The organism is Shigella dysenteriae, assembly GCF_022354085.1.
In the GTDB taxonomy this organism is placed as follows: domain Bacteria; phylum Pseudomonadota; class Gammaproteobacteria; order Enterobacterales; family Enterobacteriaceae; genus Escherichia; species Escherichia coli.
Genome location: NZ_CP055055.1, coordinates 3,912,128 through 3,934,706, shown reverse-complemented (window position 1 = coordinate 3,934,706; position 22,579 = coordinate 3,912,128). Strand labels below are relative to the sequence as shown.

17 protein-coding genes, 1 tRNA gene and 1 pseudogene are annotated in these 22,579 nt (G+C 50.4%); 9 read left to right on the top strand and 10 right to left on the bottom strand.

The window, feature by feature from the left end; translation table 11 throughout:
- The 3 genes from HUZ68_RS18800 to HUZ68_RS18790 form a co-directional block, all read right to left on the bottom strand.
- Window positions 1–2,328 (bottom strand): tellurite resistance TerB family protein, encoded by a 2,328-nt coding sequence (locus HUZ68_RS18800; RefSeq protein WP_000508166.1) that lies wholly within the window; start codon window positions 2,326–2,328, stop codon window positions 1–3.
- Window positions 2,329–2,511: 183 nt separating this feature from the next.
- Window positions 2,512–3,579, bottom strand: a complete 1,068-nt coding sequence (locus HUZ68_RS18795; RefSeq protein WP_021577943.1) for a nucleotidyl transferase AbiEii/AbiGii toxin family protein — start codon at window positions 3,577–3,579, stop codon at window positions 2,512–2,514.
- Window positions 3,579–4,196 carry a DUF6088 family protein gene (locus HUZ68_RS18790; RefSeq protein WP_000109323.1) on the bottom strand — a complete coding sequence of 206 codons (618 nt, stop codon included), beginning with the start codon at window positions 4,194–4,196 and terminating at the stop codon, window positions 3,579–3,581. The genes HUZ68_RS18795 and HUZ68_RS18790 overlap by 1 nt, the downstream gene beginning before the upstream one ends.
- A gap of 198 nt (window positions 4,197–4,394) precedes the next feature.
- Here HUZ68_RS18790 and HUZ68_RS18785 point away from each other — a divergent pair, with 198 nt between their 5' ends.
- Both HUZ68_RS18785 and HUZ68_RS18780 read left to right on the top strand, forming a co-directional pair.
- On the top strand, window positions 4,395–6,590 hold the full coding sequence (locus tag HUZ68_RS18785) for an AAA family ATPase (RefSeq protein ID WP_000025792.1): 2,196 nt from the start codon (window positions 4,395–4,397) through the stop codon (window positions 6,588–6,590).
- Window positions 6,591–8,108: 1,518 nt separating this feature from the next.
- Window positions 8,109–8,990 carry an integrase domain-containing protein gene (locus HUZ68_RS18780; RefSeq protein ID WP_021577941.1) on the top strand — a complete coding sequence of 294 codons (882 nt, stop codon included), beginning with the start codon at window positions 8,109–8,111 and terminating at the stop codon, window positions 8,988–8,990.
- A 181-nt stretch (window positions 8,991–9,171) separates the two neighbouring features.
- Here the strand turns inward: HUZ68_RS18780 and HUZ68_RS18775 are convergent.
- From HUZ68_RS18775 to HUZ68_RS18765, 3 genes and pseudogenes are all read right to left on the bottom strand, one after another.
- Window positions 9,172–10,439 (bottom strand): annotated as a pseudogene (locus HUZ68_RS18775) (tyrosine-type recombinase/integrase).
- A 162-nt stretch (window positions 10,440–10,601) separates the two neighbouring features.
- Window positions 10,602–10,677: transfer RNA gene (locus tag HUZ68_RS18770), tRNA-Phe, on the bottom strand.
- Between the two features lie 105 nt (window positions 10,678–10,782).
- Window positions 10,783–11,490 carry a DUF554 domain-containing protein gene (locus tag HUZ68_RS18765; protein WP_000234483.1) on the bottom strand — a complete coding sequence of 236 codons (708 nt, stop codon included), beginning with the start codon at window positions 11,488–11,490 and terminating at the stop codon, window positions 10,783–10,785.
- 152 nt (window positions 11,491–11,642) lie between these two features.
- Between HUZ68_RS18765 and yqgH the strand changes: the two genes are divergently transcribed.
- Both yqgH and speC read left to right on the top strand, forming a co-directional pair.
- Window positions 11,643–11,726, top strand: coding sequence for a protein YqgH (gene yqgH / locus HUZ68_RS18760; RefSeq protein ID WP_211180506.1), 84 nt, complete (start codon window positions 11,643–11,645; stop codon window positions 11,724–11,726).
- A gap of 161 nt (window positions 11,727–11,887) precedes the next feature.
- A complete protein-coding gene (speC, locus tag HUZ68_RS18755) occupies window positions 11,888–14,023 on the top strand; it encodes an ornithine decarboxylase (protein ID WP_239593956.1) in 2,136 nt (711 codons plus the stop codon).
- Window positions 14,024–14,072: 49 nt separating this feature from the next.
- On the opposite strand, the gene nupG is transcribed toward speC, so the two are convergent.
- From nupG to mutY, 4 genes are all read right to left on the bottom strand, one after another.
- Window positions 14,073–15,329 (bottom strand): nucleoside permease NupG, encoded by a 1,257-nt coding sequence (gene nupG, locus HUZ68_RS18750; RefSeq protein ID WP_001049791.1) that lies wholly within the window; start codon window positions 15,327–15,329, stop codon window positions 14,073–14,075.
- Between the two features lie 201 nt (window positions 15,330–15,530).
- The gene (gene mltC, locus HUZ68_RS18745; RefSeq protein WP_000760323.1) at window positions 15,531–16,610 is read right to left on the bottom strand and encodes a membrane-bound lytic murein transglycosylase MltC; all 1,080 of its coding nucleotides are present in this window, start codon (window positions 16,608–16,610) and stop codon (window positions 15,531–15,533) included.
- Window positions 16,611–16,674: 64 nt separating this feature from the next.
- Window positions 16,675–16,950, bottom strand: coding sequence for an oxidative damage protection protein (locus tag HUZ68_RS18740; RefSeq protein WP_000091700.1), 276 nt, complete (start codon window positions 16,948–16,950; stop codon window positions 16,675–16,677).
- Between the two features lie 27 nt (window positions 16,951–16,977).
- Complete coding sequence (mutY, locus tag HUZ68_RS18735; RefSeq protein ID WP_024262241.1) at window positions 16,978–18,030, bottom strand: A/G-specific adenine glycosylase; 1,053 nt, start codon at window positions 18,028–18,030, stop codon at window positions 16,978–16,980.
- Window positions 18,031–18,190: 160 nt separating this feature from the next.
- On the opposite strand from mutY, the gene trmB reads away from it, so the two are divergent.
- The 5 genes from trmB (at window position 18,191) to HUZ68_RS18710 (ending at window position 22,485) form a co-directional block, all read left to right on the top strand.
- Window positions 18,191–18,910 (top strand): tRNA (guanosine(46)-N7)-methyltransferase TrmB, encoded by a 720-nt coding sequence (trmB, locus tag HUZ68_RS18730; protein ID WP_000786911.1) that lies wholly within the window; start codon window positions 18,191–18,193, stop codon window positions 18,908–18,910.
- The gene (locus tag HUZ68_RS18725) at window positions 18,910–19,236 is read left to right on the top strand and encodes a YggL family protein (protein WP_001107564.1); all 327 of its coding nucleotides are present in this window, start codon (window positions 18,910–18,912) and stop codon (window positions 19,234–19,236) included. Before trmB ends, HUZ68_RS18725 begins: the two co-directional genes overlap by 1 nt.
- A 183-nt stretch (window positions 19,237–19,419) precedes the next feature.
- Window positions 19,420–20,139 (top strand): YggN family protein, encoded by a 720-nt coding sequence (locus tag HUZ68_RS18720; protein WP_000984796.1) that lies wholly within the window; start codon window positions 19,420–19,422, stop codon window positions 20,137–20,139.
- A 175-nt stretch (window positions 20,140–20,314) separates the two neighbouring features.
- Window positions 20,315–21,361, top strand: coding sequence for an L-asparaginase 2 (gene ansB, locus HUZ68_RS18715; protein ID WP_000394107.1), 1,047 nt, complete (start codon window positions 20,315–20,317; stop codon window positions 21,359–21,361).
- A 116-nt stretch (window positions 21,362–21,477) separates the two neighbouring features.
- A complete protein-coding gene (locus HUZ68_RS18710) occupies window positions 21,478–22,485 on the top strand; it encodes a DUF1202 family protein (protein WP_000745237.1) in 1,008 nt (335 codons plus the stop codon).
- The last annotated feature ends 94 nt before the right edge of the window (window positions 22,486–22,579 follow it).

Here is a 22,579-nt window from a genome sequence, read left to right as displayed (position 1 = left end):
TTATCCTTTGAGTTCTTGTGCAATTTCCAGGTCAACGTAAATATCATCGTCATCATCAAGCACCGGGGCGTCAACCTGTTCGAAAGACCAGTCATTAATTGCTTCAATCGCGCCGCTTAGCATCAAATTAAACTGCTGGCATAGCTCAGCGACTTCGTTTCGCGCCCAGCGTTCTTTTTCCTGCAAACGTTGGTAAAGTTGATGATGTGCTTCATCAAGACCTGCGCCAGCGTGTGGCGGGATCTCCGCTGGGGATTCGTCTGCGGGTTCATCTTCGGTGAAGATGGTGTTCAGTAACTGGCGTACGTCCGTTGTGTCGGATTCATGACGGGCAAGGATCCGTTCATCAAGAGAAAACGCGCCGCTCGTCGCTGATGGGGTTTGTAACGTAGCTGTCGGAGTTGTTTCTGCGGTTGACAGTCGGTGGATATCGCTGGTAACGGCACTGCTGTCCAGACCGAGGCTGGCGTAGATTTTTTCCAGTTGTTTGATTTCAGCCGGATCGATTTTTCCATCTGCGCAGGCGACGCTGATAATCACGTTGCCAATAGTGGATTTATCTTTATCGCTGAGTTGCTCAATTTTACCTTTCAGACCAGCCTGATTTGCAGGCGTATTGAGCCGCCAGGTGAGGTAGGCGTGCAGCGAACGTTTTTCTGTTGGCGACAGCGCATCGTTATGATTAATCGTTTTCTCCAGCGCGGCCTGTTCAGCAACATCCACGCGCTTGTCCATTTGTGCAATCATGGCACCCAACCGAAGCGCCACAGAGACTGACGTAAATTCCGCCGACGGTACGTAGAATTCCGCATGCCCTTCAGGAAATAAAACAAGATGACCTTCTGGATCCGGTCTGACAAGGTGATAGCGCATATCCGGCGCAATGCCGTAGCCTGCTCGCCGGGCGAAATTTTGCATCAGCTCGGCTTCTTTCTTATTAATCTTATCCGGTACAGGCATACCCAGTCTGGCCCAGAAATCAGCCACTGTCGCCAGTCCTGAATGTTCACGGATTTTCTCATCTGCCCAGTGTTTAAATTCAGCAAATAGACGTTCTGCATCTTCGGTCAGTATTTCATCGGGAAGCAGCATGATGGCGGCGACATCACTTGGTGAGGCATCTTTTTTACCGAGATAGCGACTGTAGGCATCCAGCGCGTTGATACAGGATTCTGCAACAGAAATTAATTTCTGAACTGGGGCTTTTAAAACGCTGGGATCGGGAAGATCCATCTGTTTTTTTACCTGAAGTTCCCGAAGCGTACCACTGGCGGGGGTATAGCTTAAATACAACCGTGTTTTATTGGGTTTGACGACAATACCGTCACCGTATTTTTGAGTATAACGCTGTTTGAATAATGCGGAAAATTCAGCATGACATCGACGGGCAGGCGTGCGCAGGGTGTAATCAGGAAAATAGTATATCCATGCCAGTGCCAGAGCGGCACAAATAGGTTGTCCTTTATCGACCACAGTCGCTAGATTTAATCTGAACAGTAATGAACTCCTCGATGAGAAATATTCGTTTTCGGTATATATAGAAAGCAACTTCGGTCGGAGAACGATCATCATTTCCAGCAACTGCGTTGCATAATGCCGGAAGGAACCGCTTGCCTGAAATACGGTTCTCAGGCGCGATATCTCTTCGAATAATGCTTTGAATTCATCGTCAGAAATGGCTTCTTGTGTGCCATCGGCCAGTACGCGGCGTTCTAGACCGTAAAAATAGATAAAAACATAGCCAACGGGGCAGCTCGCATCGCTGCGATCGCTTGCCAGCCAGTCAAGATAGGCGCCACGGCAGCGAGGGGAGAGTGTGGCAAAGCTGGGCCAGTATCCCAGTGACTCATCATAATAATGCCGTGAACCAGGCTCGATGGGAAAAGCGTCATTAACCAGCGAAGCGTCGGAGTCATCGTTATAAAGATATCCATATTCTCCTGATGAATGTGTTTTTAACCGCCCGCCGAAATAAAAATAACCGTGATTAATGACGACATTTTGAATGGTGATGCTTTCTCCCGGTTTGACCCATCGCGCTGGAGTGGTATTGCTACGGGCGGCGTTTTCTCGTGACGGCTGGCGGCTGGTGCTGTATTCAACCGTCTGCCCGTTCACAAAAGTAAAGGTTGCCAGTTCGTCATCATCGGAGGCCTGAGAATGCATATTTGTCATGCTGTTATCTGGCTTATTGAGAGATTTCTGTCGAGATGAATGATTTATTTTGGTGATGATTTTGTTGTTTACTCTGGGGGGCGGCGATTTTTTCTTTTTGGAAAACAGAAGCCAGATAACCGCCAGCATAATAACAAATATCCAGAAGCCCATTCCTTGCCCTTAATCGCTGATAACGCTTCCCGGCATTGTTCTACGATAGGCAAAGGCGGTAAGCATAAAACTGGAAGAGAGATCGTAAAATGATACCGCGAATGGGCTAGAGTACAAGCATAAAAACCCTATTATTCAAAAGGATTATGTCATATGGCTGGGGGAGCAATTGGCAGGACCAGGTTATACCTCTGAATCACGCATAAAACGATTGATTTCATCTTGCGCATGACGAAGACGATCGGCAATGTCAGCAAATCTGTCAGGCTGATGAAAGAACATTCCCCCTTCCACCGCCGTTTGATGATCCCCGGCGATCGCTGCGAACCGTTCAGCATCGTCAGGCAACAGTTGCAGGTTTCCGACAATCACCTGAGTAAAATCCACACCCGGCACAGACCAGCGACGTTGCTTCATCTCGACCACATTGCGCATGGCTTCCAGCGTTTCATAGGGGCTGGCAAAATGATTACTCAGCAGACAATCCACATCATACCAATGGCGTGCCAGTCGGGCCGGATTTGGCGCTTTGGTTTGCGTGCAGAACTGGTGCAGCGCCGTCAGCTTTTCCCAAAGAATATAACCGGTGTCATAAGCGTTTACGGTCGCGGTGGGTAACTGGAGTGTATCCATGCCTGCGATCCCGGACAGATAGCTTACAACAGGCATCAGATCGGTTGGCTTGCCACGATTTCGTCCGCCAAATTCCAGCAGAATATGATCGCGCTGATAGGCCATACTGTCTTCTTTCACCCGTGGGAAATAGATATCGACTTTTTCGCCACCACTGTCGGGTTCCATTTTTGCTTCAAGGCCCGGAATTTCATAAGCCTGAAAGCGTTGGTTTAACCGTTCTGCCAGCGCGTTTGTCCATTCTGTTAAGCGCTCTTGCTGCTGCTCTCTGAACCGGCGATTCTGGCTGTTATTTAGCGTGCTTTGCTCCCATGCCTGCTGTTCTTCCTCTTCTGAGTGGCCTGCCAGATCGGCCCAGTGAACAGAAAGATCGATATCTTCAGAAAAACGCTCAATCACGTTCCAGCATTTGCTTAACGCCGTTCCACCTTTAAACGCGACAGATAAACCTCCCAGCAGCTCCTCATTAAAAAGTAACCGAAGGATCTCCGTTACCCAGAGATCCTTTTCCAGAAAGCTGGCTCCCAGCCCGGAGGGATGCTGCTGCGCCGCGTAAGAGAGGATTTCCTGAAGCTCGCGACGTTGTGATGCGCTCCGGTAGTAATCAAAAATGTCCATCAGAGCGCCTTTTGCAACGTTATCAGCTGCGAGCGCCACGCGTGAAGCGCAGGCTCATTCATCAACTTTCCGGCAATCTGCCGTGCTTTAGCGGACGGGATGCTCAGCCGATGAAAAGCATTCTTCAGCGTTTCCAATGGGGTATGTTGCTGATCCAGACTCAGCAAACCGCGCATCAGCTCTCCTTCAGGCCGGTTCAGCCAACGTAACCGACTTGCTGATTTATGCTGGATCCGTACCCGCTCATTGCCGACGCGGAATTCTCGCGTAGGGCCGTTTGACCAGTAGATGCGTTTAACTGGCGCCTGCGTTTGCAGCCCCAGCCGGTAAGCGGCTTCCAGCCCCTGAAGGGTGATTTTGTAACCACGCTCTTTTGCCCATGCGGCGGCAACGGCATTGGCGCTGGCAACAACGTTAACAGAGGGGATGTTTTTCAACGGCTTTGGCCGGGAGTAGAAACCGCGTTCAACCCGGACCAGCAGGCCTTCTTTGACCAGACGGCTCATTGCCTGTTGTACCGACGCACGGCTTCCCAGCGAGTAAAACCCGCTGATGGAAAAGGGGATGCCACGCTTCATGCGGTGAACCCGCTGGCGGGCCAGAGCGGCAACAGACATTGATTCTCCTGTACTGACGTTTTCATTGATATGTATTTTCATTATATCCCTTGTGTAGCAAGGAGTCTAACCTAAAAAATGTCAGTAATATTCATTCTATGACAATGTTTAAAATGGCAGATATCAGTGAGGTAGCTTGCTGTAGGAAATTCCGACGATAAAATACCCACATACAGCAGGCGGTGATAAGGATATAGCATGAGCATTCTCTCCATCCACGGCGTTCGCAGTTATCAGGGCGAAAGGCCAGTGGAGTTCGACTTGAGTAAGTATGTCACTCTTATCTATGGACAAAACGGCTCAGGAAAATCAACCGTTTCTGGTTACTTTTATAAGCATGGTCGTCCAGATTACAGCCAGTGCAGCCTGCGACCTCCACTGGATATGAACTACCTGGTGTTTAATCAGGAGTATGTAGACGATATTTTCAGCCAACCTTCTCAGCCGGGCATTTTCACTTTAAATAGTGAAAATGCAGAAATTAAAACTGAAATAGATGCTCTGGAAGCGGAGAGTAAAGTTTTGTTTGCCCGGCGTGATGCTTTGGACGTGCAAAAACGCGACGTTGAGGGCATGGAAGAAAGTATTAAAAATGGCTCCGCAAAACAGATTTATAGTTCTACCGCAGAAATCAGAAAAACAGATTTATGGGATTTGATGTCTGGAACTAAACAGACCGACAAACTTTTTCAGACCATCCTTGAACACACTGAAGTCGAAGATACTTCGACGCAGGAATTAACCGAAGAACTACACCGACTTGAAGCCAGTAAAGGCAACCCTTACGCTTTGCTCGAAGCATTGCCAGCATCCCCTTTGAATGACAATGATATTGCGCTATTGATGCAACCTCTTATTCCAGCAGGTGATAGCCGTCTTGCTGCCGCAATTAACCAATTGGGCAACATTGACTGGGTGAGGAATGGACAGCAGTGGCTGAGTGATGACATTTGCCCATTTTGTCAAACGCCGATAGATGCCCGGCAACTTCAACAGGAAATCACTGCCCTTTTTGATACCTCATGGGAAGCTGCGATGGACCAGTTGCGGGAACTTCAGGCGCGATATCAATTCTGGCACGATAAACCCGAACATATGCGGCAGTTAATAAAAACGTGTCCGTTAGTTGATCAGGAACATCCTGTTTATCTCTATCTACTTGAACTGGAGCAGGCGTATCAAAGAAATAAATTGCATATCGATGAGAAATTGACATCACCCTCTGCGTCGATTGCTGTTGAGGATCTTTCTGCTCTGGCTGGCAATGTCTCTGTGCAGATAGCCAGTATTAATACAATAATAAGCGAACATAACCGAAAGGCTGAAAATTATCAGACTGAACGGGTTAGACTGAAACAGAGACTACTCAGTCATATCCGAAAACTGGCTACCGATACGATAATTAACCATGATGAACAACTAGCAGAACTTGCTGAAAAATTGGCAAAATTAACGGTGTCTCGGGATGAAATTACGGCCCAGCTTGATACGCTGAACGCAATTATTCGCGGTAAATCCAGCCTGATCGTCAATACGCAGGAAACGATTGAACGTATTAATCACAGCTTGGATAGCCTTGGAATCACTGGATTCCGCATTGCTCCCTATGACGATCGGGATGATTATCGTCTGGTGAGGGAAGGTGAGAACAGCGATACGCCTGTTTTTAGTAGTCTGAGTGAAGGGGAAAAGACGCTGATTGCTTTTCTCTATTTTCTGGAGACTTGCACAGGGAGAAAAAGTCGTGATGACAATGACCAACGAAAACGTTTAATTGTCATTGATGATCCTATATCCAGCCTGTCGCAAAACTATGTTTTTGAAATAGCATCGTTGATCCAGCATCAGGTTATACGTGCCAGAATTGGTGAGAAAGTGATTATTCTGACGCACAGCCTGTTTTTCTTTCAGGAGTTACTGCTTTCTGCGGAACGGAAGAAAAGGGCAGCGGGTTCTTGCCCACCAGAATGGACGCTTTATCGGGTATCCAAATCCTTACATAGTTCTGCTTCCCTTGTTTCCGAAAAAGAATTACTGAACGACTATCAGGCACTCTGGTATGTCTTACGCCACGCCCAAAAAGATGACATTGCCAGTGTGGTGATCCCAAATACGATGCGGCAAATCCTTGAATACTATTTTGGTTTTTCGGGGAAAAGTGAGACGCTTCACCGGGCGCTTGAAACACTGGCGAGCGGGCCTGAAGGTGAACCTGGTTTCCGTATATTTGCTCGTTATCTAAATCGACATTCTCACCAGGATGCCCGCAATATCTCTCTTCATGAGGGGGCTTCGGTTGAACGCTATCTTACCTGGTTTAAGAAAGTATTCGAGGCGGCAAAGGATGAAGAGCATTACACATCAATGATGGAAAAGACGACACAAACGACCTGATTAACAACAGAAGAGGACCATCACCCCGGGATTAACCGTTAGCAGTTCGGCAAAGAGCGCATGTGCTGACACACGTGCTCCCAGCGACCAAAACGGAAACGCAGATACTGGTGAACCAGCACAGTTTTCTGTTTCATACCGGGCTCCTTTCTTTCGACGCCGACAAGCTGTCGGCGAGCCCCGTACACCTCGTACGAGCGTGACTATCGTGTAGAGGCTAAGGATCCCGGGGGATGGCTTCCGCTATCGTAGGCGATTTCATTTGATGATTCAATCTTTGCTTTGGATAACAATTAATTGAGATGGTCGTATTTTAGTATTAGCACTGTATGTCTTAGCTATAGTGCTGCTGAAATGACCAATTCGGGAACCGTGATGGTTTCCTGGAAACTCTCTTGCTTATTTTACGATGCTGGCCGATTATCACAAAACGTTGCTTAAACGCTGATTGGATATGGTGCTTTGTGGCAGTCATTCGCTTGTCTGACGTTGCCATGGCTTACATTTGATGTAGCCAATGTAGAAGCCGCTTGGTGAATTGTTCTATGACATGGTCTACTACTTCGTTGTGGAAAATGAAGATGCGGTACCGGGTATGTACCATTGATGGTGAGAGGCTTATCGACGAATGGACCGTACGATATTGCTTGGCTGGAAAGGTGTGTGAAGCATTGTAGATTTACATTCACAAAATCGCGAGAAAATCTACAAACAACTCTATTTCCAGAAAAATGAGTTTCCCCTTTCTGCGCCAGAAATAAAGGCGTAATCTCCCTCCTGCACTATGTTGTCGTGGACAACGCCCTTGCTTCATGGTCTGCAAGAAGCCCCTGATTTATCAGGATGACCAGCCCTTTCTACCGGTACGACCTCCGCAATACCGGAACGCGAAAGCGTTTGAGGCTAAGAGTACATACACATGGACGGCTCCATCGTCATCGCTTAACGGCAACAGCCTTCACCGGCTGAACGGCCTCTCTTTGCCGGAATTTTCCTGGCCCACTTATACCCTGCTGATAACCAGCGCCTTTTTACATGACGGGCTGCGGCCTGCATTGCCGAAGGCTTTGCTGCCGCGTGACCGTCATCCTGCACCAGAGTGTTAATTTTCAGACCCTGCGCCAGACCAGGGCGTCAGTCGCTCACGCGCAGTGAGAGACTGACGCCCGCAGAAATTTCCATCTGCACCAGTCATATCAACTGTTCCAGCCACAGGCGAGCTTCTGACGTCGCTTTTCAGCATTTATCTCAACCATTCATTCACAAAAGGAGAACATGAGCCAGTACCGGAGGGGGACCACCAGGACGGTCCGGGGGATGACCAGCTCACGCTGGCGGCTGCTCTGAGAGCACAACCGATACCCCGCAAAACCTCAACAGCCGTCGCCCCGGCGCTCAGGTACTGCTCGCAGCCCCGACAAAAATCAGGGGCTATCGGCCTACGCGCCGGGGAAAGCTGTATCCGTTGTTTGTTGTGGTTTTGTGAAAATCAGGAGCGAGAGAAGAGGAAAACGTAAAATGGGTATGCTGGAAAGAGAGATGAAAAACCTGGCGCGGCAGGCTGGCGGGTCGCACAAGACTGTCCATGACCGTATCGCCATGGCAGGACGTTTCTGCGAACGCCTGATGGAACTGAACGTTCAGATACGCTATGTCCACCATTTAAAGGCGAAGCATATTGAGGCGTATATTCAGATGCGGCTGGCGCAGGGGATTCAGAAAAATACGCTGCATAACGAAACGGCGGCTATCCGTAAAATCCTGACGCAGGCCGGGCGCGAAAAGCTGGCGCAGAGTGAACGGATATCGAATAAATCGCTGGGGCTGGCTGGCGTATCCCGCAATGGTACGCGGAAAGCCATCACGCCGGAATATTATCAACAGATGGCAGAGGCTGCCCGGCTGAAAGATGCGGGGCTGGCGGCGGCGCTGGAACTGACGCGGCTGATGGGGCTACGCTCTCAGGAGGCAGTACGCTGTTCCGGTTCGCTGAAAACCTGGCGCGAAGCACTGGAGAAAGGTGATACCCGGCTAACCGTGGTACTCGGTACCAAAGGTGGACGCCCCCGTGACACGATTATTCAGGATACTGGCGCAGTTAAACAGGCGCTGGATAAGGCCATCGTGGTGGCAGAACGGCGCAACGGCAGGCTGATTGATGCGGCGAGCCTTAAACAGGCAATGAAATACTGGCGCAACCAGACTTTGCGTATGGGGCTGACGGGCAAATACTCCCCGCACTCACTGCGCTACGCCTGGGCGCAGGACGATATCCGCCGGTATCTGGCGCAGGGGTTCAGCGAAAAAGAAGCGCTGGCGATGGTGGCAATGGACCTAGGGCATGGCGACGGGCGTGGTCGCTGGGTGAAGCAGGTGTATGCACGGAATGATGAAGCGTGATTTTTTGCTGGCGCAGCGAAAGGAAAAAGGCCAAAGGGTAAAGGTGGGTTAAGGGTAACAGCTCCTTACCGGAAAGGGCCAAAGGGTTGGGACTGGCGCAGATCGACGTCTATCCACGGATATCTGGCGCAAATAAAAAGCAGATCCCTGATGCAGTGGATCTGCTTTCCGGCATTGTCCGTTAGCTGGCGCAGGCCGCCTGAATCTGCCTGTCATACCGATACGGCGGGATAAATTTCTGCCGACAGGCGTCGAGATAATCCGACCACCACTGCATCATCTGTGTGCGCTCGTCGAGGTGCTCCGCCTTGTGGATATACGCGGCACGAACGTGATTACGCTCCTGATGGCTCATTTGTCGCTCCACGGCGTCTTTTGACCAGCGCCCGGACTCGATCAGCGCACTACAGGCCATCGTGCGGAAACCGTGACCGCAAACATCTGCCTGTGTGTTGTAGCCCATAACCCGCAGTGCTTTGTTGATGGTGTTTTCGCTGATCGGCTTACGCGGATCGTGGTCGCCGGGAAACAGTAACTCACTACTGCCGGACAACAGTTTTAACTGTTTGAGTATTGTCACCGCCTGCGCTGACAACGGCACCAGATGCTGCATCTTCATCTTTGCGCCGCGATTTGAATAACGCACGCCCGGAATCGGCTCCCGCTCCGCCGGGATGGTCCACATTGCGCCATCCAGATTGATCTCCGTCCAGCGGGCAAAACGTAGCTCGCTGGAACGGATAAAGATCAGCAGATTAAGCTGTACCGCCAGACGGGTTAACAGCCTGCCGGAATAGCCTTCAATACGCTCCAGCATCTCCGGTATTTTCTCCAGCGGCAGGGCGGGGTAGTGGTTTTTGGGCGGCGGTGCGATAGCCCCGGTCAGATCGTTCGCCGGATTGCTGTCGATTATCCCCTCCTGCACCGCGTAACGCATGATTGCCGTGGTGCGCTGCTGAATCCGTGCAGCGGTCTCCAGCGTACCTTTTCGTTCCGCCACCCGCAGCGGGATCAGCAGATCGGCAGTTTTCAAATCAGAGACCGGAATTTGCCGATCAGTGGAAAAACATGCAGCTCCAGCGAGCGCAGGACTTTGGCGGCATGGGCTTCATTCCAGCGGATATTGCCCGCTACCCACTTACGGGCGATATCTTCAAAGGTGTTGCCGCTTTTACGTGCAAACTTCTCCTGCTGTTTTTTCACGCCGGGATCGCTGCCTGCGCTCAATACCGAGCGGGCATCCTCGCGCAGCTTGCGGGCATTTGCCAGAGAAACGGCCGGGTAAGCACCAAACGCCAGCTTCTTCTCTTTACCGCCGAAGCGGTACTTGAGGTGCCAGAGTTTAGATCCGTTGGGCTTTATCAGCAGGTACAGACCCTGCGCATCGCTGAGTTTCCAGGATTTATCAAGCGGCTTTGCATTACGGATGGCGGTATCGGTGAGGGACATAGTGGGGCTCCATAGTTTATCGAACCGACGGGCCCCCAATTAAGCCCCCAAAAACTATGGATGTCAAAAAATCTGGCAGTACCTGTTGGTACTCCAGACTCTTTGTAACTAACTGATTTTTTGATGTTTCAGGACTCATAGAGACGCCATGAAACTAAATAGTGGTGCCCGGACTCGGAATCGAACCAAGGACACGGGGATTTTCAATCCCCTGCTCTACCGACTGAGCTATCCGGGCAACGGGGCGCATTAAACCTGATTCGCCTCGTCTCGTCAATCAAATTTCTTCAATTTACTGCAGACTGCACAATCTATCATCACTTTGCCGCTATTGCACGCATTGTCAGGCAAACCAGGCGGTCCAGGCGGCGGAAAGCGGCATTGCCAGAAGGAGTGCTGGAAGCATGTTGACCACCGGGAACATTTTAATGCCACAGATGCGTAATCCGGTTGCCAGCAGCAATAAACCGCCTACGGCGCTGAAGTCTGCCATCATCGACGGTGTGGTCAGCGGTAATATCAGCGCGGCAGCCCACGCCAGCGTTAACTGGATGATCAGTAATGGGATACTAATCACCGATACCGCAATACCCAGCGAGCAGGCGAAGATCATCGCCGTAAAGAAATCAAGAAATGACTTGGCGATTAAAATACTCGGATCGCCGGTCATCCCTTCGTTCATCGCCCCGAAGATCCCGGTGCCGCTGGCGCAAAACAGGACAATAATCGCGACATAATTCTGAATAAAAGATTCATGCGCTGGCTTCTTACGTGAGTGACGAAACAGATTTTGTGCTTTGGCGACCGCTGTATTGACGCCTTTCTCCAGCAGACAAATTTCGCCGATTAATGCTCCGAGTAAGGTTGCTAAAACCATCGCTGGAAGGTTGGCGCATTTCACCACCAGTAAAATACCAATCCCCAGCGATGCCAGACCAAAAATTGATGTCATGGAGACGCGGATACGTTCCGGTAAGCGTTGGCTAAGCAGTGCACCGAGCATGCCACCCAGTAATATTGCACTTGCGTTGATAAAAGGGCCGATGACCACAAGAGTTCCTGTTAACTGTATTGTTTGATTTTCTTATTATGAACTTTTTGCCTTGTTGATGGCTTGTCTGGTCGCAAAGTCCTGGCTTGCACGCCTTAGCGAAAGGTGCCATGATTGCGCGAATTTTCTCCTCTCTGTACGGAGTTTGCCCGATGCACGCCATCTCCTTACATTCTCTCGCTTATCGCCGTTTCGCGCGAAACGTTTCCCTTTCTATGTTACTGCTCATGCGGTGAAGTTAACGCACGCTCACTGCAGGACAACAGTAAAATCAGAGCGTTTCTGCTTTTACTGATGTCTGGCGGTCGGAGCTGGTGACCAGTTTGACCCATATCTCATGGGGCAGGGTTTTCCACCTTGTCCGGTATTCTTACTTCCCCGAAACGGGTTTGCGCTTATGAAATCAATGAATATTGCCGCCAGTAGTGAACTGGTATCCCGACTTTCTTCTCATCGTCGCGTGGTGGCGTTGGGAGATACTGATTTTACGGACGTCGCGGCAGTCGTCATTACCGCTGCGGATAGTCGCAGTGGCATTCTTACGTTGCTTAAGCGCACCGGTTTTCATCTACCGGTGTTTTTGTATTCCGAACATGCTGTTGAATTACCTGCGGGCGTTACGGCGGTAATCAACGGCAACGAGCAGCATTGGCTGGAGCTGGAATCCGCAGCCTGTCAGTATGAAGAGAATTTGCTGCCACCGTTTTATGACACGCTGACGCAGTACGTTGAGATGGGCAACAGCACCTTTGCTTGCCCTGGGCATCAACATGGTGCGTTTTTTAAAAAGCATCCTGCCGGACGCCATTTTTACGATTTCTTTGGTGAGAACGTCTTTCGCGCCGATATGTGTAATGCTGACGTAAAATTGGGCGATCTGCTTATTCATGAAGGATCGGCGAAAGATGCGCAGAAATTCGCAGCCAAAGTCTTTCATGCCGATAAAACCTATTTTGTACTGAACGGCACATCGGCAGCGAATAAAGTGGTGACGAATGCGCTATTAACGCGTGGCGATCTGGTGCTCTTCGACCGTAACAACCATAAGTCGAATCATCACGGCGCGCTGATTCAGGCGGGGGCGACGCCGGTCTATCTGGAAGCTTCACGTAACCCGTTTGGTTTCATTGGCGGTATTGATGCGCACTGTTTTAATGAAGAGTATCTGCGCCAGCAAATTCGCGACGTTGCGCCAGAAAAAGCCGACCTGCCGCGCCCGTTTCGCCTGGCGATTATTCAGCTGGGAACCTATGACGGCACTGTCTATAACGCCCGTCAGGTGATCGATACCGTTGGGCATCTGTGTGATTACATTCTGTTTGATTCCGCGTGGGTCGGTTACGAACAGTTTATCCCGATGATGGCGGATAGCTCGCCGCTGCTGTTAAAACTTAACGAAAACGATCCGGGGATCTTTGTGACTCAGTCGGTGCACAAACAGCAGGCGGGATTCTCACAGACGTCGCAGATCCATAAAAAAGATAACCATATCCGCGGACAGGCGCGTTTTTGCCCGCATAAGCGGTTGAATAACGCCTTTATGCTCCATGCTTCTACCAGCCCTTTCTATCCGCTGTTTGCTGCACTGGATGTTAACGCCAAAATTCATGAAGGGGAGAGTGGGCGTCGGCTGTGGGCTGAGTGCGTTGAGTTGGGTATTGAGTCGCGCAAGGCTATTCTTGCGCGCTGTAAGCTGTTCCGCCCGTTTATCCCGCCCGTTGTTGATGGCAAATTGTGGCAGGATTATCCGACATCAGTGTTAGCCAGCGACCGCCGTTTTTTCAGTTTTGAGCCGGGGGTGAAGTGGCACGGCTTTGAAGGATATGCCGCGGATCAGTATTTTGTTGATCCGTGCAAGCTGTTACTCACTACACCAGGTATCGATGCCGAAACCGGCGAATATAGCGACTTTGGCGTTCCGGCGACGATTCTGGCGCACTATCTGCGTGAGAACGGCATTGTGCCGGAGAAGTGCGATCTCAATTCCATTCTGTTCTTATTAACTCCGGCGGAAAGCCACGAGAAGCTGGCACAACTGGTGGCGATGCTGGCGCAATTTGAACAGCATATTGAGGATGACTCGCCGCTGGCTGAGGTGTTGCCGAGCGTTTATAACAAATATCCGGTGCGCTATCGCGACTACACCCTGCGCCAGTTGTGTCAGGAGATGCACGATCTGTATGTCAGTTTCGACGTCAAAGACCTACAAAAAGCGATGTTCCGCCAGCAGAGTTTCCCGTCAGTGGTGATGAACCCCCAGGATGCGCATAGCGCTTATATTCGCGGTGACGTGGAGTTGGTGCGGATTCGTGATGCCGAAGGGCGAATTGCGGCAGAAGGGGCGTTGCCTTATCCACCTGGCGTGCTTTGCGTGGTACCCGGGGAAGTCTGGGGTGGGGCGGTTCAACGTTATTTCCTTGCGCTAGAAGAAGGGGTGAATTTGTTGCCGGGATTTTCGCCGGAGCTGCAAGGTGTTTATAGCGAAACCGATGCGGATGGCATGAAACGGTTGTACGGTTATGTGTTGAAGTAAGAATAAAAAAAACGGGTCGCCTTCTGGCGACCCGTTTTTCTTTGCGTAATTAGTGGCTAACCGTCTGTGTACCTGTCGGGACACGAACGTGTTTATATTTGAACATCGCCATGAACGCGAAGGCCAGAACCACGGAGTAACCAGCGAAAATCAACCATACGGTCTGCCAGTCGGTAATGCCGTTTTGGGTGTACATCTCAACCACTTTACCGCTCACGATGCCACCGAGGATACAGCCGAAGCCGTTGGTCATCATCAGGAACATCCCTTGCGCACTGGCGCGAATCGCCGGGCTAACTTCTTTTTCGACAAACACCGAACCAGAGATGTTGAAGAAGTCGAACGCACAGCCGTAAACAATCATCGACAGAACCAGCAGTACGGTGCCGAACGGAGTCGGGTCGCCGTAAGCAAACAGCGCAAAACGCAGGATCCACGCCACAATACTGATCATCATTACGTTCTTAATACCGTAGCGGCTTAAGAAGAACGGGATGGTCAGAATGAACAGGGTTTCAGAGATCTGCGAAATCGACATGATGATTGACGCATGCTGCACAATAAAGCTGCTGGCAAACATCGGATCTTTGTCGAAGCTGTGCAGGAAGGTATTACCGAACATGTTGGTAATCTGCAGTTCCGCGCCCAGCAGCATTGAGAAGATGAAGAAGATTGCCATACGCTTGTTTTTAAACAGCGCGAATGCATCGAGGCCCAGCAGGGTTGTCCAGCTCTGATTCGCTTGCTGTTTAGCAACCGGAATATGCGGCAGAGTCAGGGTAAACAGAACCAGAATGGCGGAAAGTGCTGCGCCAATATACAGCTGCATGTGGCTTAATTCGAAGCCAGACAGGCTCACCACCCACATTGCCATGATAAAGCCGATGGTGCCCCAGATACGGATTGGCGGGAAGTCAGTAACGATATCCATCCCGGCATTTTGCAGGCGATAGTAAGAGATGGTGTTGATTAACCCAAGCGTTGGCATATAAGCAAACGAGTTAATCAATATCACAAGGAACATCGCTTCCGGCGTCGTGACCTGTGCCGCCATGAACAGCGTGATAGCGCCAATGGTGTGGCAAATGGCATATACCCATTTCGCACTTAACCATTTGTCGGCCACAATCCCCAGCAGCGCAGGCATAAAGACCGCGGCGATACCCAGTGAACTATAAACTGCGCCAATAGAAGCACCGTCAAACTTCAGGGTAACAAACATATAGGAGCCGAGGGTCGTCAGCCAACTTCCCCACAGACAGAACTGCAGAAAAGAGAGGATTTTCAGCTGCAGCTTAAGATTCATGTTAATTTCCTCACATCGTGATGCGGATGAGTGTTTGAAAAAGCACATTTGACCGTGCGAGATGATGGGATTCTATCAACTTCGCGGACTGGTTTTTTGTTACCTGTGGCAAATAATTGCAAACATTCCTAATTTGCAAAACGAAATTGTGATATGGATAACATTTTTGCCCCTGAGCATCGTCAGGGGCGGTTAGTGGAATTATCGGCGGCGGTAGGATTTTTGCGCGGTATTCACTTTATAAAGATAACGGCGAGATTCCGCAGAGGGATGGCGGGTCGTCAGCGTTTGATAAACATCGCCCGGCGTCATGGTGTTAATAATATTAGCCGCCTGAATCTTATCATTCGAAAAGACTCGCAGCACGCTGCCTGCGCCGCCGTTATAGGCGGTGATGACGGCATAACGCCGGGATGTAGGGTTATCAATTCCGCCGAGATAAACATTGTTCAGCATCGCCAGATACGCGGTGCCGGTATCAATATTGCTGGCAGGATCAAACAAGAAACTGCGGCTCGGCGTGCCGGATTTCCCCTGCGAGCGGAACACATCTTTCCCGGCAGTATGTTGTACCACCTGCATTAACCCCAGCGCATCGGAACGGCTGACCGCATACGGGTTAAAGGAAGATTCAGTCTGCATAATTGCCAGAATCAGCGACTCATCAACGCCATATTTCCGTGACGCCTGGCGGACCATGCCGAGATATTTGTGCGCACGTTTATCAAGGTGGTTCGGCACCATGTTAATGGTGACGCTGTAGATGATACGCAGCCCGTTGCTGCGGCTCTTCAGACGGTTTTTCAGCAGATAATCCGCGAAGTTGCTTGCGCGACCTTCCCAGCGAATCGGCTGCCCGGTGTTGTCCACCACCTGACCGTAAAGGAAAGGTTCTTTCGAAATTGTAATATCATCAACGTCGGAATAGAGATCGACCGAACTCGGATCGTCACCCATCAGCAACGTTTTGATAATTGCCCGGCGCAAATGCGCGGCAGGTTCTGTCCCGGCGATGGTTTCGATAGTAATCGTACCGTCATCGAAGTTGATGTGGCTGCGGGTCTGATATTGATCGGTGTATTTCACGTAGTCCTTAGGACCGGCGATCACCACCTCTTTGAATCCCCAGATGTTCTCAATATTGTGGGCAAATTGCCCCATCAGAATATCAAAACCGTTGGTGTCTTTGACCCAGGCTTCGTTATAGGTATCGCCTTTTTTGGTCGTCGAACAGGAGATGAGCAACGGCGCAATCAAAGCCAGCGCGAGATATTTTTTCATCATTCCGGGTGCGTGTTGTGTTTGTTTTTATGCAAGCTGCCGGAGGCGTGCTCCGGCACTGTTTTTATTTTTTATCTTCCGGCGTATAGCCCTCGATATGCACCTCTTTACCCTCGAACAGGAAGTTGACCATCTCCTGCTCCAGCAGCTTGCGGTGCTCGGCATTCATCATGTTGAGTTTCTTTTCATTAATCAGCATGGTTTGTTTGTGCTGCCACTGCGCCCAGGCTTCTTTGGAGATCTCGTTATAGATGCGTTTTCCCAGTTCGCCGGGGTACAGCTGAAAATCCTGACCTTCTGCTTCACGTTGCAGGAAAGTACAAAAAATCGTTCTGCTCATAAATCATCCTCTTTATCGACTCACGCGCTAAACCGGCGCGCCAGTGCGTAACTGCTGTAACAAACGCTCCACGGGAGCCGCCAGGCCAACTGACGGCGGTTGCGCTAAGTTATACCAGAGCGCATTGCCTTCATCCATGCAGCCGGTGAATGACGACACGGGAAGCCACATAGGCACAATATCTAAGTGGAAATGGCTGAAGGTATGCCGAAACGCGGTCAGCTGCGTCAGGTTATCGGCAGCAATCTGCCGTTGCGCCAGCCACTGCCGCAAACTTTCTTCGTCGGCAAACTGCGGGAAACAGTATAAACCGCCCCACAATCCGCTCGGCGGACGCTGCGCCAGCAATACTTCATCTTCGTGCTGTAACAGGAGAAAGTAGCCGGTGCGCTCCGGCAGCGTCTGTTTCGGTTTTTTGCCCGGATAAAGCGACCAGCTATTGTTGGTGGCGGCAATACATCCGTTTTGTAGCGGACAGAGCGAACATTTCGGCTTCGAACGCGTGCAAATCATCGCGCCCAAATCCATCATCGCCTGATTAAACCGTTCCACGCCGACCGCGGGCGTCACCTGCTCGCTTAAACTCCATAATTTATTCTCGACCTCTTTTTTCCCAGGCCAGCCGCTTACAGCATAGCAGCGCGCCAGCACCCGTTTGACGTTACCGTCGAGAATCGGAAAGTGCTTACCCAGAGAAAGCGAGAGAATCGCGCCTGCGGTGGAACGCCCGACGCCCGGCAGTGCTGCAACTTCCTCAAAGGTTTCCGGGAATATACCGCCGTGTAAGGTCGCCACTTGTTGTGCCGCTTTATGCAGATTGCGCGCGCGGGCGTAATAGCCAAGCCCGGTCCACAAGTGGAGAACTTCGTCGAGCGGCGCATTGGCGAGATCGGTCACCGTCGGGAAGCGCGCCATAAAGCGTTCAAAATAGGGGATAACGGTCGCAACCTGAGTTTGTTGCAACATCACTTCTGAGAGCCATACTTTGTAGGGCGTCTTGTCAATTTGCCAGGGCAGAGTTTTTCGCCCGTATTTATCGTACCAGTCCAGAACCTGGGCTGAAAATTGCGACGCTTGCATGGTCACCGAATTCACTGTTGTTGGGGGCAAGATTGCAGCACAGCGACGGCAGGGTGTAAACCGGAACTTTCCGCAGCCACGGCCTTATCATGCTTGCATCCGGCAACTAACTTTGGATAATGCCCGTTTTCAGAACACTTTCACAAGCGACTAAATCTTTATGAAAAACGACGTCATTTCACCGGAATTTGATGAAAACGGCCGCCCACTGCGCCGTATCCGTAGTTTTGTGCGCCGCCAGGGGCGACTGACCAAAGGCCAGGAACATGCGCTGGAAAACTACTGGCCGGTGATGGGCGTTGAGTTCAGCGAAGATATGCTGGATTTCCCCGCGCTTTTTGGCCGTGAAGCGCCGGTGACGCTTGAGATTGGTTTTGGCATGGGGGCGTCGCTGGTGGCAATGGCTAAAGATCGCCCCGAGCAGGACTTCCTCGGCATTGAAGTGCATTCACCGGGCGTTGGTGCGTGCCTGGCTTCTGCGCATGAAGAGGGCTTAAGCAACCTGCGCGTGATGTGTCACGATGCGGTTGAAGTGCTGCATAAAATGATTCCTGACAATTCATTGCGCATGGTGCAGCTCTTTTTCCCTGACCCGTGGCACAAAGCGCGCCATAATAAACGCCGTATCGTTCAGGTGCCGTTTGCCGAACTGGTAAAAAGCAAACTGCAGCTGGGGGGCGTATTCCATATGGCGACCGACTGGGAACCTTATGCGGAACATATGCTTGAAGTGATGTCTTCTATTGACGGTTATAAAAACCTGTCAGAGAGCAATGATTACGTACCGCGTCCGGCATCACGTCCGGTGACGAAATTTGAACAACGTGGTCATCGTCTTGGTCACGGAGTATGGGACTTAATGTTCGAGAGGGTGAAATAATGGCAAAGAACCGTAGCCGTCGTCTGCGTAAAAAAATGCACATCGACGAATTCCAGGAATTAGGATTTTCGGTGGCATGGCGATTCCCGGAAGGTACATCGGAAGAACAGATTGATAAAACCGTTGATGATTTTATTAACGAGGTTATCGAACCGAACAAACTGGCCTTTGACGGCAGCGGTTATCTGGCCTGGGAAGGTCTGATCTGCATGCAGGAAATCGGCAAATGCACTGAAGAACATCAGGCGATTGTGCGTAAGTGGCTGGAAGAGCGCAAACTGGATGAGGTACGCACCAGCGAACTTTTCGACGTTTGGTGGGACTAAGAAAGCATACGGGCGATGACAAATGCAAAACTGCCTGATGCGCTACGCTTATCATGCCTACAAAGATGCACGATCGAGTAGGCGGGATAAGGCGTTTACGCCGCATCCGGCATGGAAAACGCGTACTTTGTTATCAATCTGGGGCCAGCAAATGCTGGCCTGATTTGTTCTTGAGGGAAGACTATGATGCGCAAAATGCTGCTGGCGGCAGCACTTTCAGTGACGGCAATGACCGCTCACGCCGACTACCAGTGCAGCGTCACGCCGCGTGACGATGTGATTGTCAGCCCGCAAACCGTGCAGGTGAAGGGCGAAAACGGCAATCTGGTGATCACGCCAGACGGCAACGTGATGTATAACGGTAAGCAATATTCCCTGAATGCCGCCCAGCGCGAGCAGGCGAAGGATTATCAGGCTGAACTACGTAGCACGCTGCCGTGGATTGATGAAGGCGCGAAAAGCCGCGTCGAGAAAGCCCGTATTGCTCTGGATAAAATTATCGTTCAGGAGATGGGCGAAAGCAGCAAAATGCGCAGCCGTCTGACCAAACTTGATGCGCAGCTGAAAGAGCAGATGAACCGCATTATCGAAACGCGCAGCGATGGCCTGACGTTCCACTATAAAGCCATTGATCAGGTTCGCGCTGAAGGCCAGCAATTAGTGAATCAGGCAATGGGCGGAATTTTACAGGACAGCATTAATGAAATGGGCGCGAAAGCGGTGCTGAAAAGCGGCGGTAACCCATTACAGAATGTGCTGGGAAGCCTGGGGGGGCTGCAATCCTCAATCCAAACCGAGTGGAAAAAGCAGGAAAAAGATTTCCAGCAGTTTGGCAAAGATGTTTGTAGCCGCGTTGTGACTCTGGAAGATAGCCGCAAAGCCCTGGTCGGGAATTTAAAATAATCCTCTATTTTAAGACGGCATAATACTTTTTTATGCCGTTTAATTCTTCGTTTTGTTACCTGCCTCTAACTTTGTAGATCTCCAAAATATATTCACGTTGTAAATTGTTTAACGTCAAATTTCCCATACAGAGCTAAGGGATAATGCGTAGCGTTCACGTAACTGGAGGAATGAAATGGAGTTTTTCAAAAAGACGGCACTTGCCGCACTGGTTATGGGTTTTAGTGGTGCAGCATTGGCATTACCCAATATCACCATTTTAGCAACCGGCGGGACCATTGCCGGTGGTGGTGACTCCGCAACCAAATCTAACTACACAGCGGGTAAAGTTGGCGTAGAAAATCTGGTTAATGCGGTGCCGCAACTGAAGGACATTGCGAACGTTAAAGGCGAGCAGGTAGTGAATATCGGCTCCCAGGACATGAACGATGATGTCTGGCTGACACTGGCGAAAAAAATTAACACCGACTGCGATAAAACCGACGGCTTCGTCATTACTCACGGTACCGACACGATGGAAGAAACCGCTTACTTCCTCGACCTGACGGTGAAATGCGACAAACCGGTGGTGATGGTCGGCGCAATGCGTCCGTCCACGTCTATGAGCGCAGACGGTCCATTCAACCTGTATAACGCGGTAGTGACTGCAGCTGATAAAGCCTCCGCTAATCGTGGCGTGCTGGTGGTGATGAACGACACCGTACTGGACGGTCGCGATGTCACCAAAACCAACACCACCGACGTAGCGACCTTCAAGTCTGTTAACTACGGTCCTCTGGGTTACATTCACAACGGTAAGATTGACTACCAACGTACCCCGGCACGTAAGCACACCAGCGACACGCCGTTCGATGTCTCTAAGCTGAATGAACTGCCGAAAGTCGGCATTGTTTATAACTACGCTAACGCATCCGATCTTCCGGCTAAAGCACTGGTAGATGCGGGCTATGATGGCATCGTTAGCGCTGGTGTGGGTAACGGCAACCTGTATAAAACCGTATTTGACACTCTGGCGACCGCCGCGAAAAACGGCACTGCAGTAGTGCGTTCTTCCCGCGTACCGACGGGCGCTACCACTCAGGATGCCGAAGTGGATGATGCGAAATACGGCTTCGTCGCCTCTGGCACGCTGAACCCGCAAAAAGCGCGCGTTCTGCTGCAACTGGCTCTGACGCAAACCAAAGATCCGCAGCAGATCCAGCAGATCTTCAATCAGTACTAATCACCTCGCCCCGGTATCGTGCCGGGGCTTTTTCACTTCAGACTTACGTCCATTGCCAATTTTTATTACCATGATGATAATCACTGGAATAAATTATTCCGCGCGAGGGTTTTCGGGTGAAAAAGCAATGGATTGTTGGCACGGCGCTGCTTATGTTGATGACTGGTAATGTCTGGGCAGATGGCGAACCGCCAACTGAAAATATCTTAAAAGATCAATTCAAAAAGCAGTATCACGGCATTCTCAAGCTTGATGCTATCACCTTAAAAAATCTTGATGCTAAGGGTAATCAGGCCACCTGGTCAGCGGAAGGCGATGTCTCTTCCAATGACGATCTCTATACCTGGGTCGGTCAGTTGGCAGATTACGAACTGCTCGAACAGACCTGGACGAAAGATAAAGCGGTAAAATTCTCGGCGATGTTAACCAGTAAAGGAACGCCCGCGTCTGGCTGGTCGGTGAACTTTTACTCTTTTCAGGCGGCAGCCAGCGATCGTGGGCGGGTGGTCGACGATATCAAAACGAATAATAAATATCTGATCGTGAATAGCGAAGATTTCAATTATCGCTTTAGTCAGCTTGAATCTGCGTTGAATACCCAGAAGAACTCGATTCCTGCGCTGGAAAAGGAAGTGAAAGCGCTTGATAAGCAAATGGTGGCGGCGCAGAAAGCAGCGGATGCATATTGGGGAAAAGATGCAAACGGTAAGCAAATGACCCGCGAAGACGCCTTTAAAAAAATTCACCAACAGCGTGATGAGTTTAATAAACAGAACGATAGCGAGGCGTTCGCGGTTAAATATGACAAAGAGGTTTATCAACCGGCGATTGCGGCATGTCATAAACAGAGTGAAGAGTGTTATGAAGTGCCGATTCAGCAGAAACGAGATTTCGATATCAACGAACAACGGCGACAGACTTTTCTGCAATCACAAAAACTTAGCCGTAAATTGCAGGATGACTGGATAACGCTCGAAAAAGGGCAATATCCGCTAACGATGAAAGTTTCAGAAATAAACAGTAAAAAAGTCGCGATTTTGATGAAAATTGACGATATCAACCAGGCTAATGAACGCTGGAAAAAAGATACCGAACAACTGCGGCGCAATGGGGTGATTAAGTAAGTTTTGATATAGCGCACGATTTGTAGCAGGATGCGGCGTTGACCCCGCATCCGGCAATCAACGTCTGATGCGACGCTAGCGCGTCTTATCAGAC

What these genes read in the sequence shown, in the direction of transcription:
- mltC (WP_000760323.1), bottom strand. Translation starts at nt 16,610, where the DNA reads ATGAAAAAATATCTCGCGCTGGCTTTGATTGCGCCGTTGCTCATCTCC.
- HUZ68_RS18720 (WP_000984796.1), top strand. Translation starts at nt 19,420, where the DNA reads ATGATGCGCAAAATGCTGCTGGCGGCAGCACTTTCAGTGACGGCAATG.
- trmB (WP_000786911.1), top strand. Translation starts at nt 18,191, where the DNA reads ATGAAAAACGACGTCATTTCACCGGAATTTGATGAAAACGGCCGCCCA.
- HUZ68_RS18795 (WP_021577943.1), bottom strand. Translation starts at nt 3,579, where the DNA reads ATGGACATTTTTGATTACTACCGGAGCGCATCACAACGTCGCGAGCTT.
- HUZ68_RS18725 (WP_001107564.1), top strand. Translation starts at nt 18,910, where the DNA reads ATGGCAAAGAACCGTAGCCGTCGTCTGCGTAAAAAAATGCACATCGAC.
- yqgH (WP_211180506.1), top strand. Translation starts at nt 11,643, where the DNA reads ATGCACGCCATCTCCTTACATTCTCTCGCTTATCGCCGTTTCGCGCGA.
- nupG (WP_001049791.1), bottom strand. Translation starts at nt 15,329, where the DNA reads ATGAATCTTAAGCTGCAGCTGAAAATCCTCTCTTTTCTGCAGTTCTGT.
- mutY (WP_024262241.1), bottom strand. Translation starts at nt 18,030, where the DNA reads ATGCAAGCGTCGCAATTTTCAGCCCAGGTTCTGGACTGGTACGATAAA.
- HUZ68_RS18780 (WP_021577941.1), top strand. Translation starts at nt 8,109, where the DNA reads ATGGGTATGCTGGAAAGAGAGATGAAAAACCTGGCGCGGCAGGCTGGC.
- HUZ68_RS18800 (WP_000508166.1), bottom strand. Translation starts at nt 2,328, where the DNA reads ATGGGCTTCTGGATATTTGTTATTATGCTGGCGGTTATCTGGCTTCTG.
- speC (WP_239593956.1), top strand. Translation starts at nt 11,888, where the DNA reads ATGAAATCAATGAATATTGCCGCCAGTAGTGAACTGGTATCCCGACTT.
- HUZ68_RS18785 (WP_000025792.1), top strand. Translation starts at nt 4,395, where the DNA reads ATGAGCATTCTCTCCATCCACGGCGTTCGCAGTTATCAGGGCGAAAGG.
- HUZ68_RS18790 (WP_000109323.1), bottom strand. Translation starts at nt 4,196, where the DNA reads ATGTCTGTTGCCGCTCTGGCCCGCCAGCGGGTTCACCGCATGAAGCGT.
- HUZ68_RS18740 (WP_000091700.1), bottom strand. Translation starts at nt 16,950, where the DNA reads ATGAGCAGAACGATTTTTTGTACTTTCCTGCAACGTGAAGCAGAAGGT.
- ansB (WP_000394107.1), top strand. Translation starts at nt 20,315, where the DNA reads ATGGAGTTTTTCAAAAAGACGGCACTTGCCGCACTGGTTATGGGTTTT.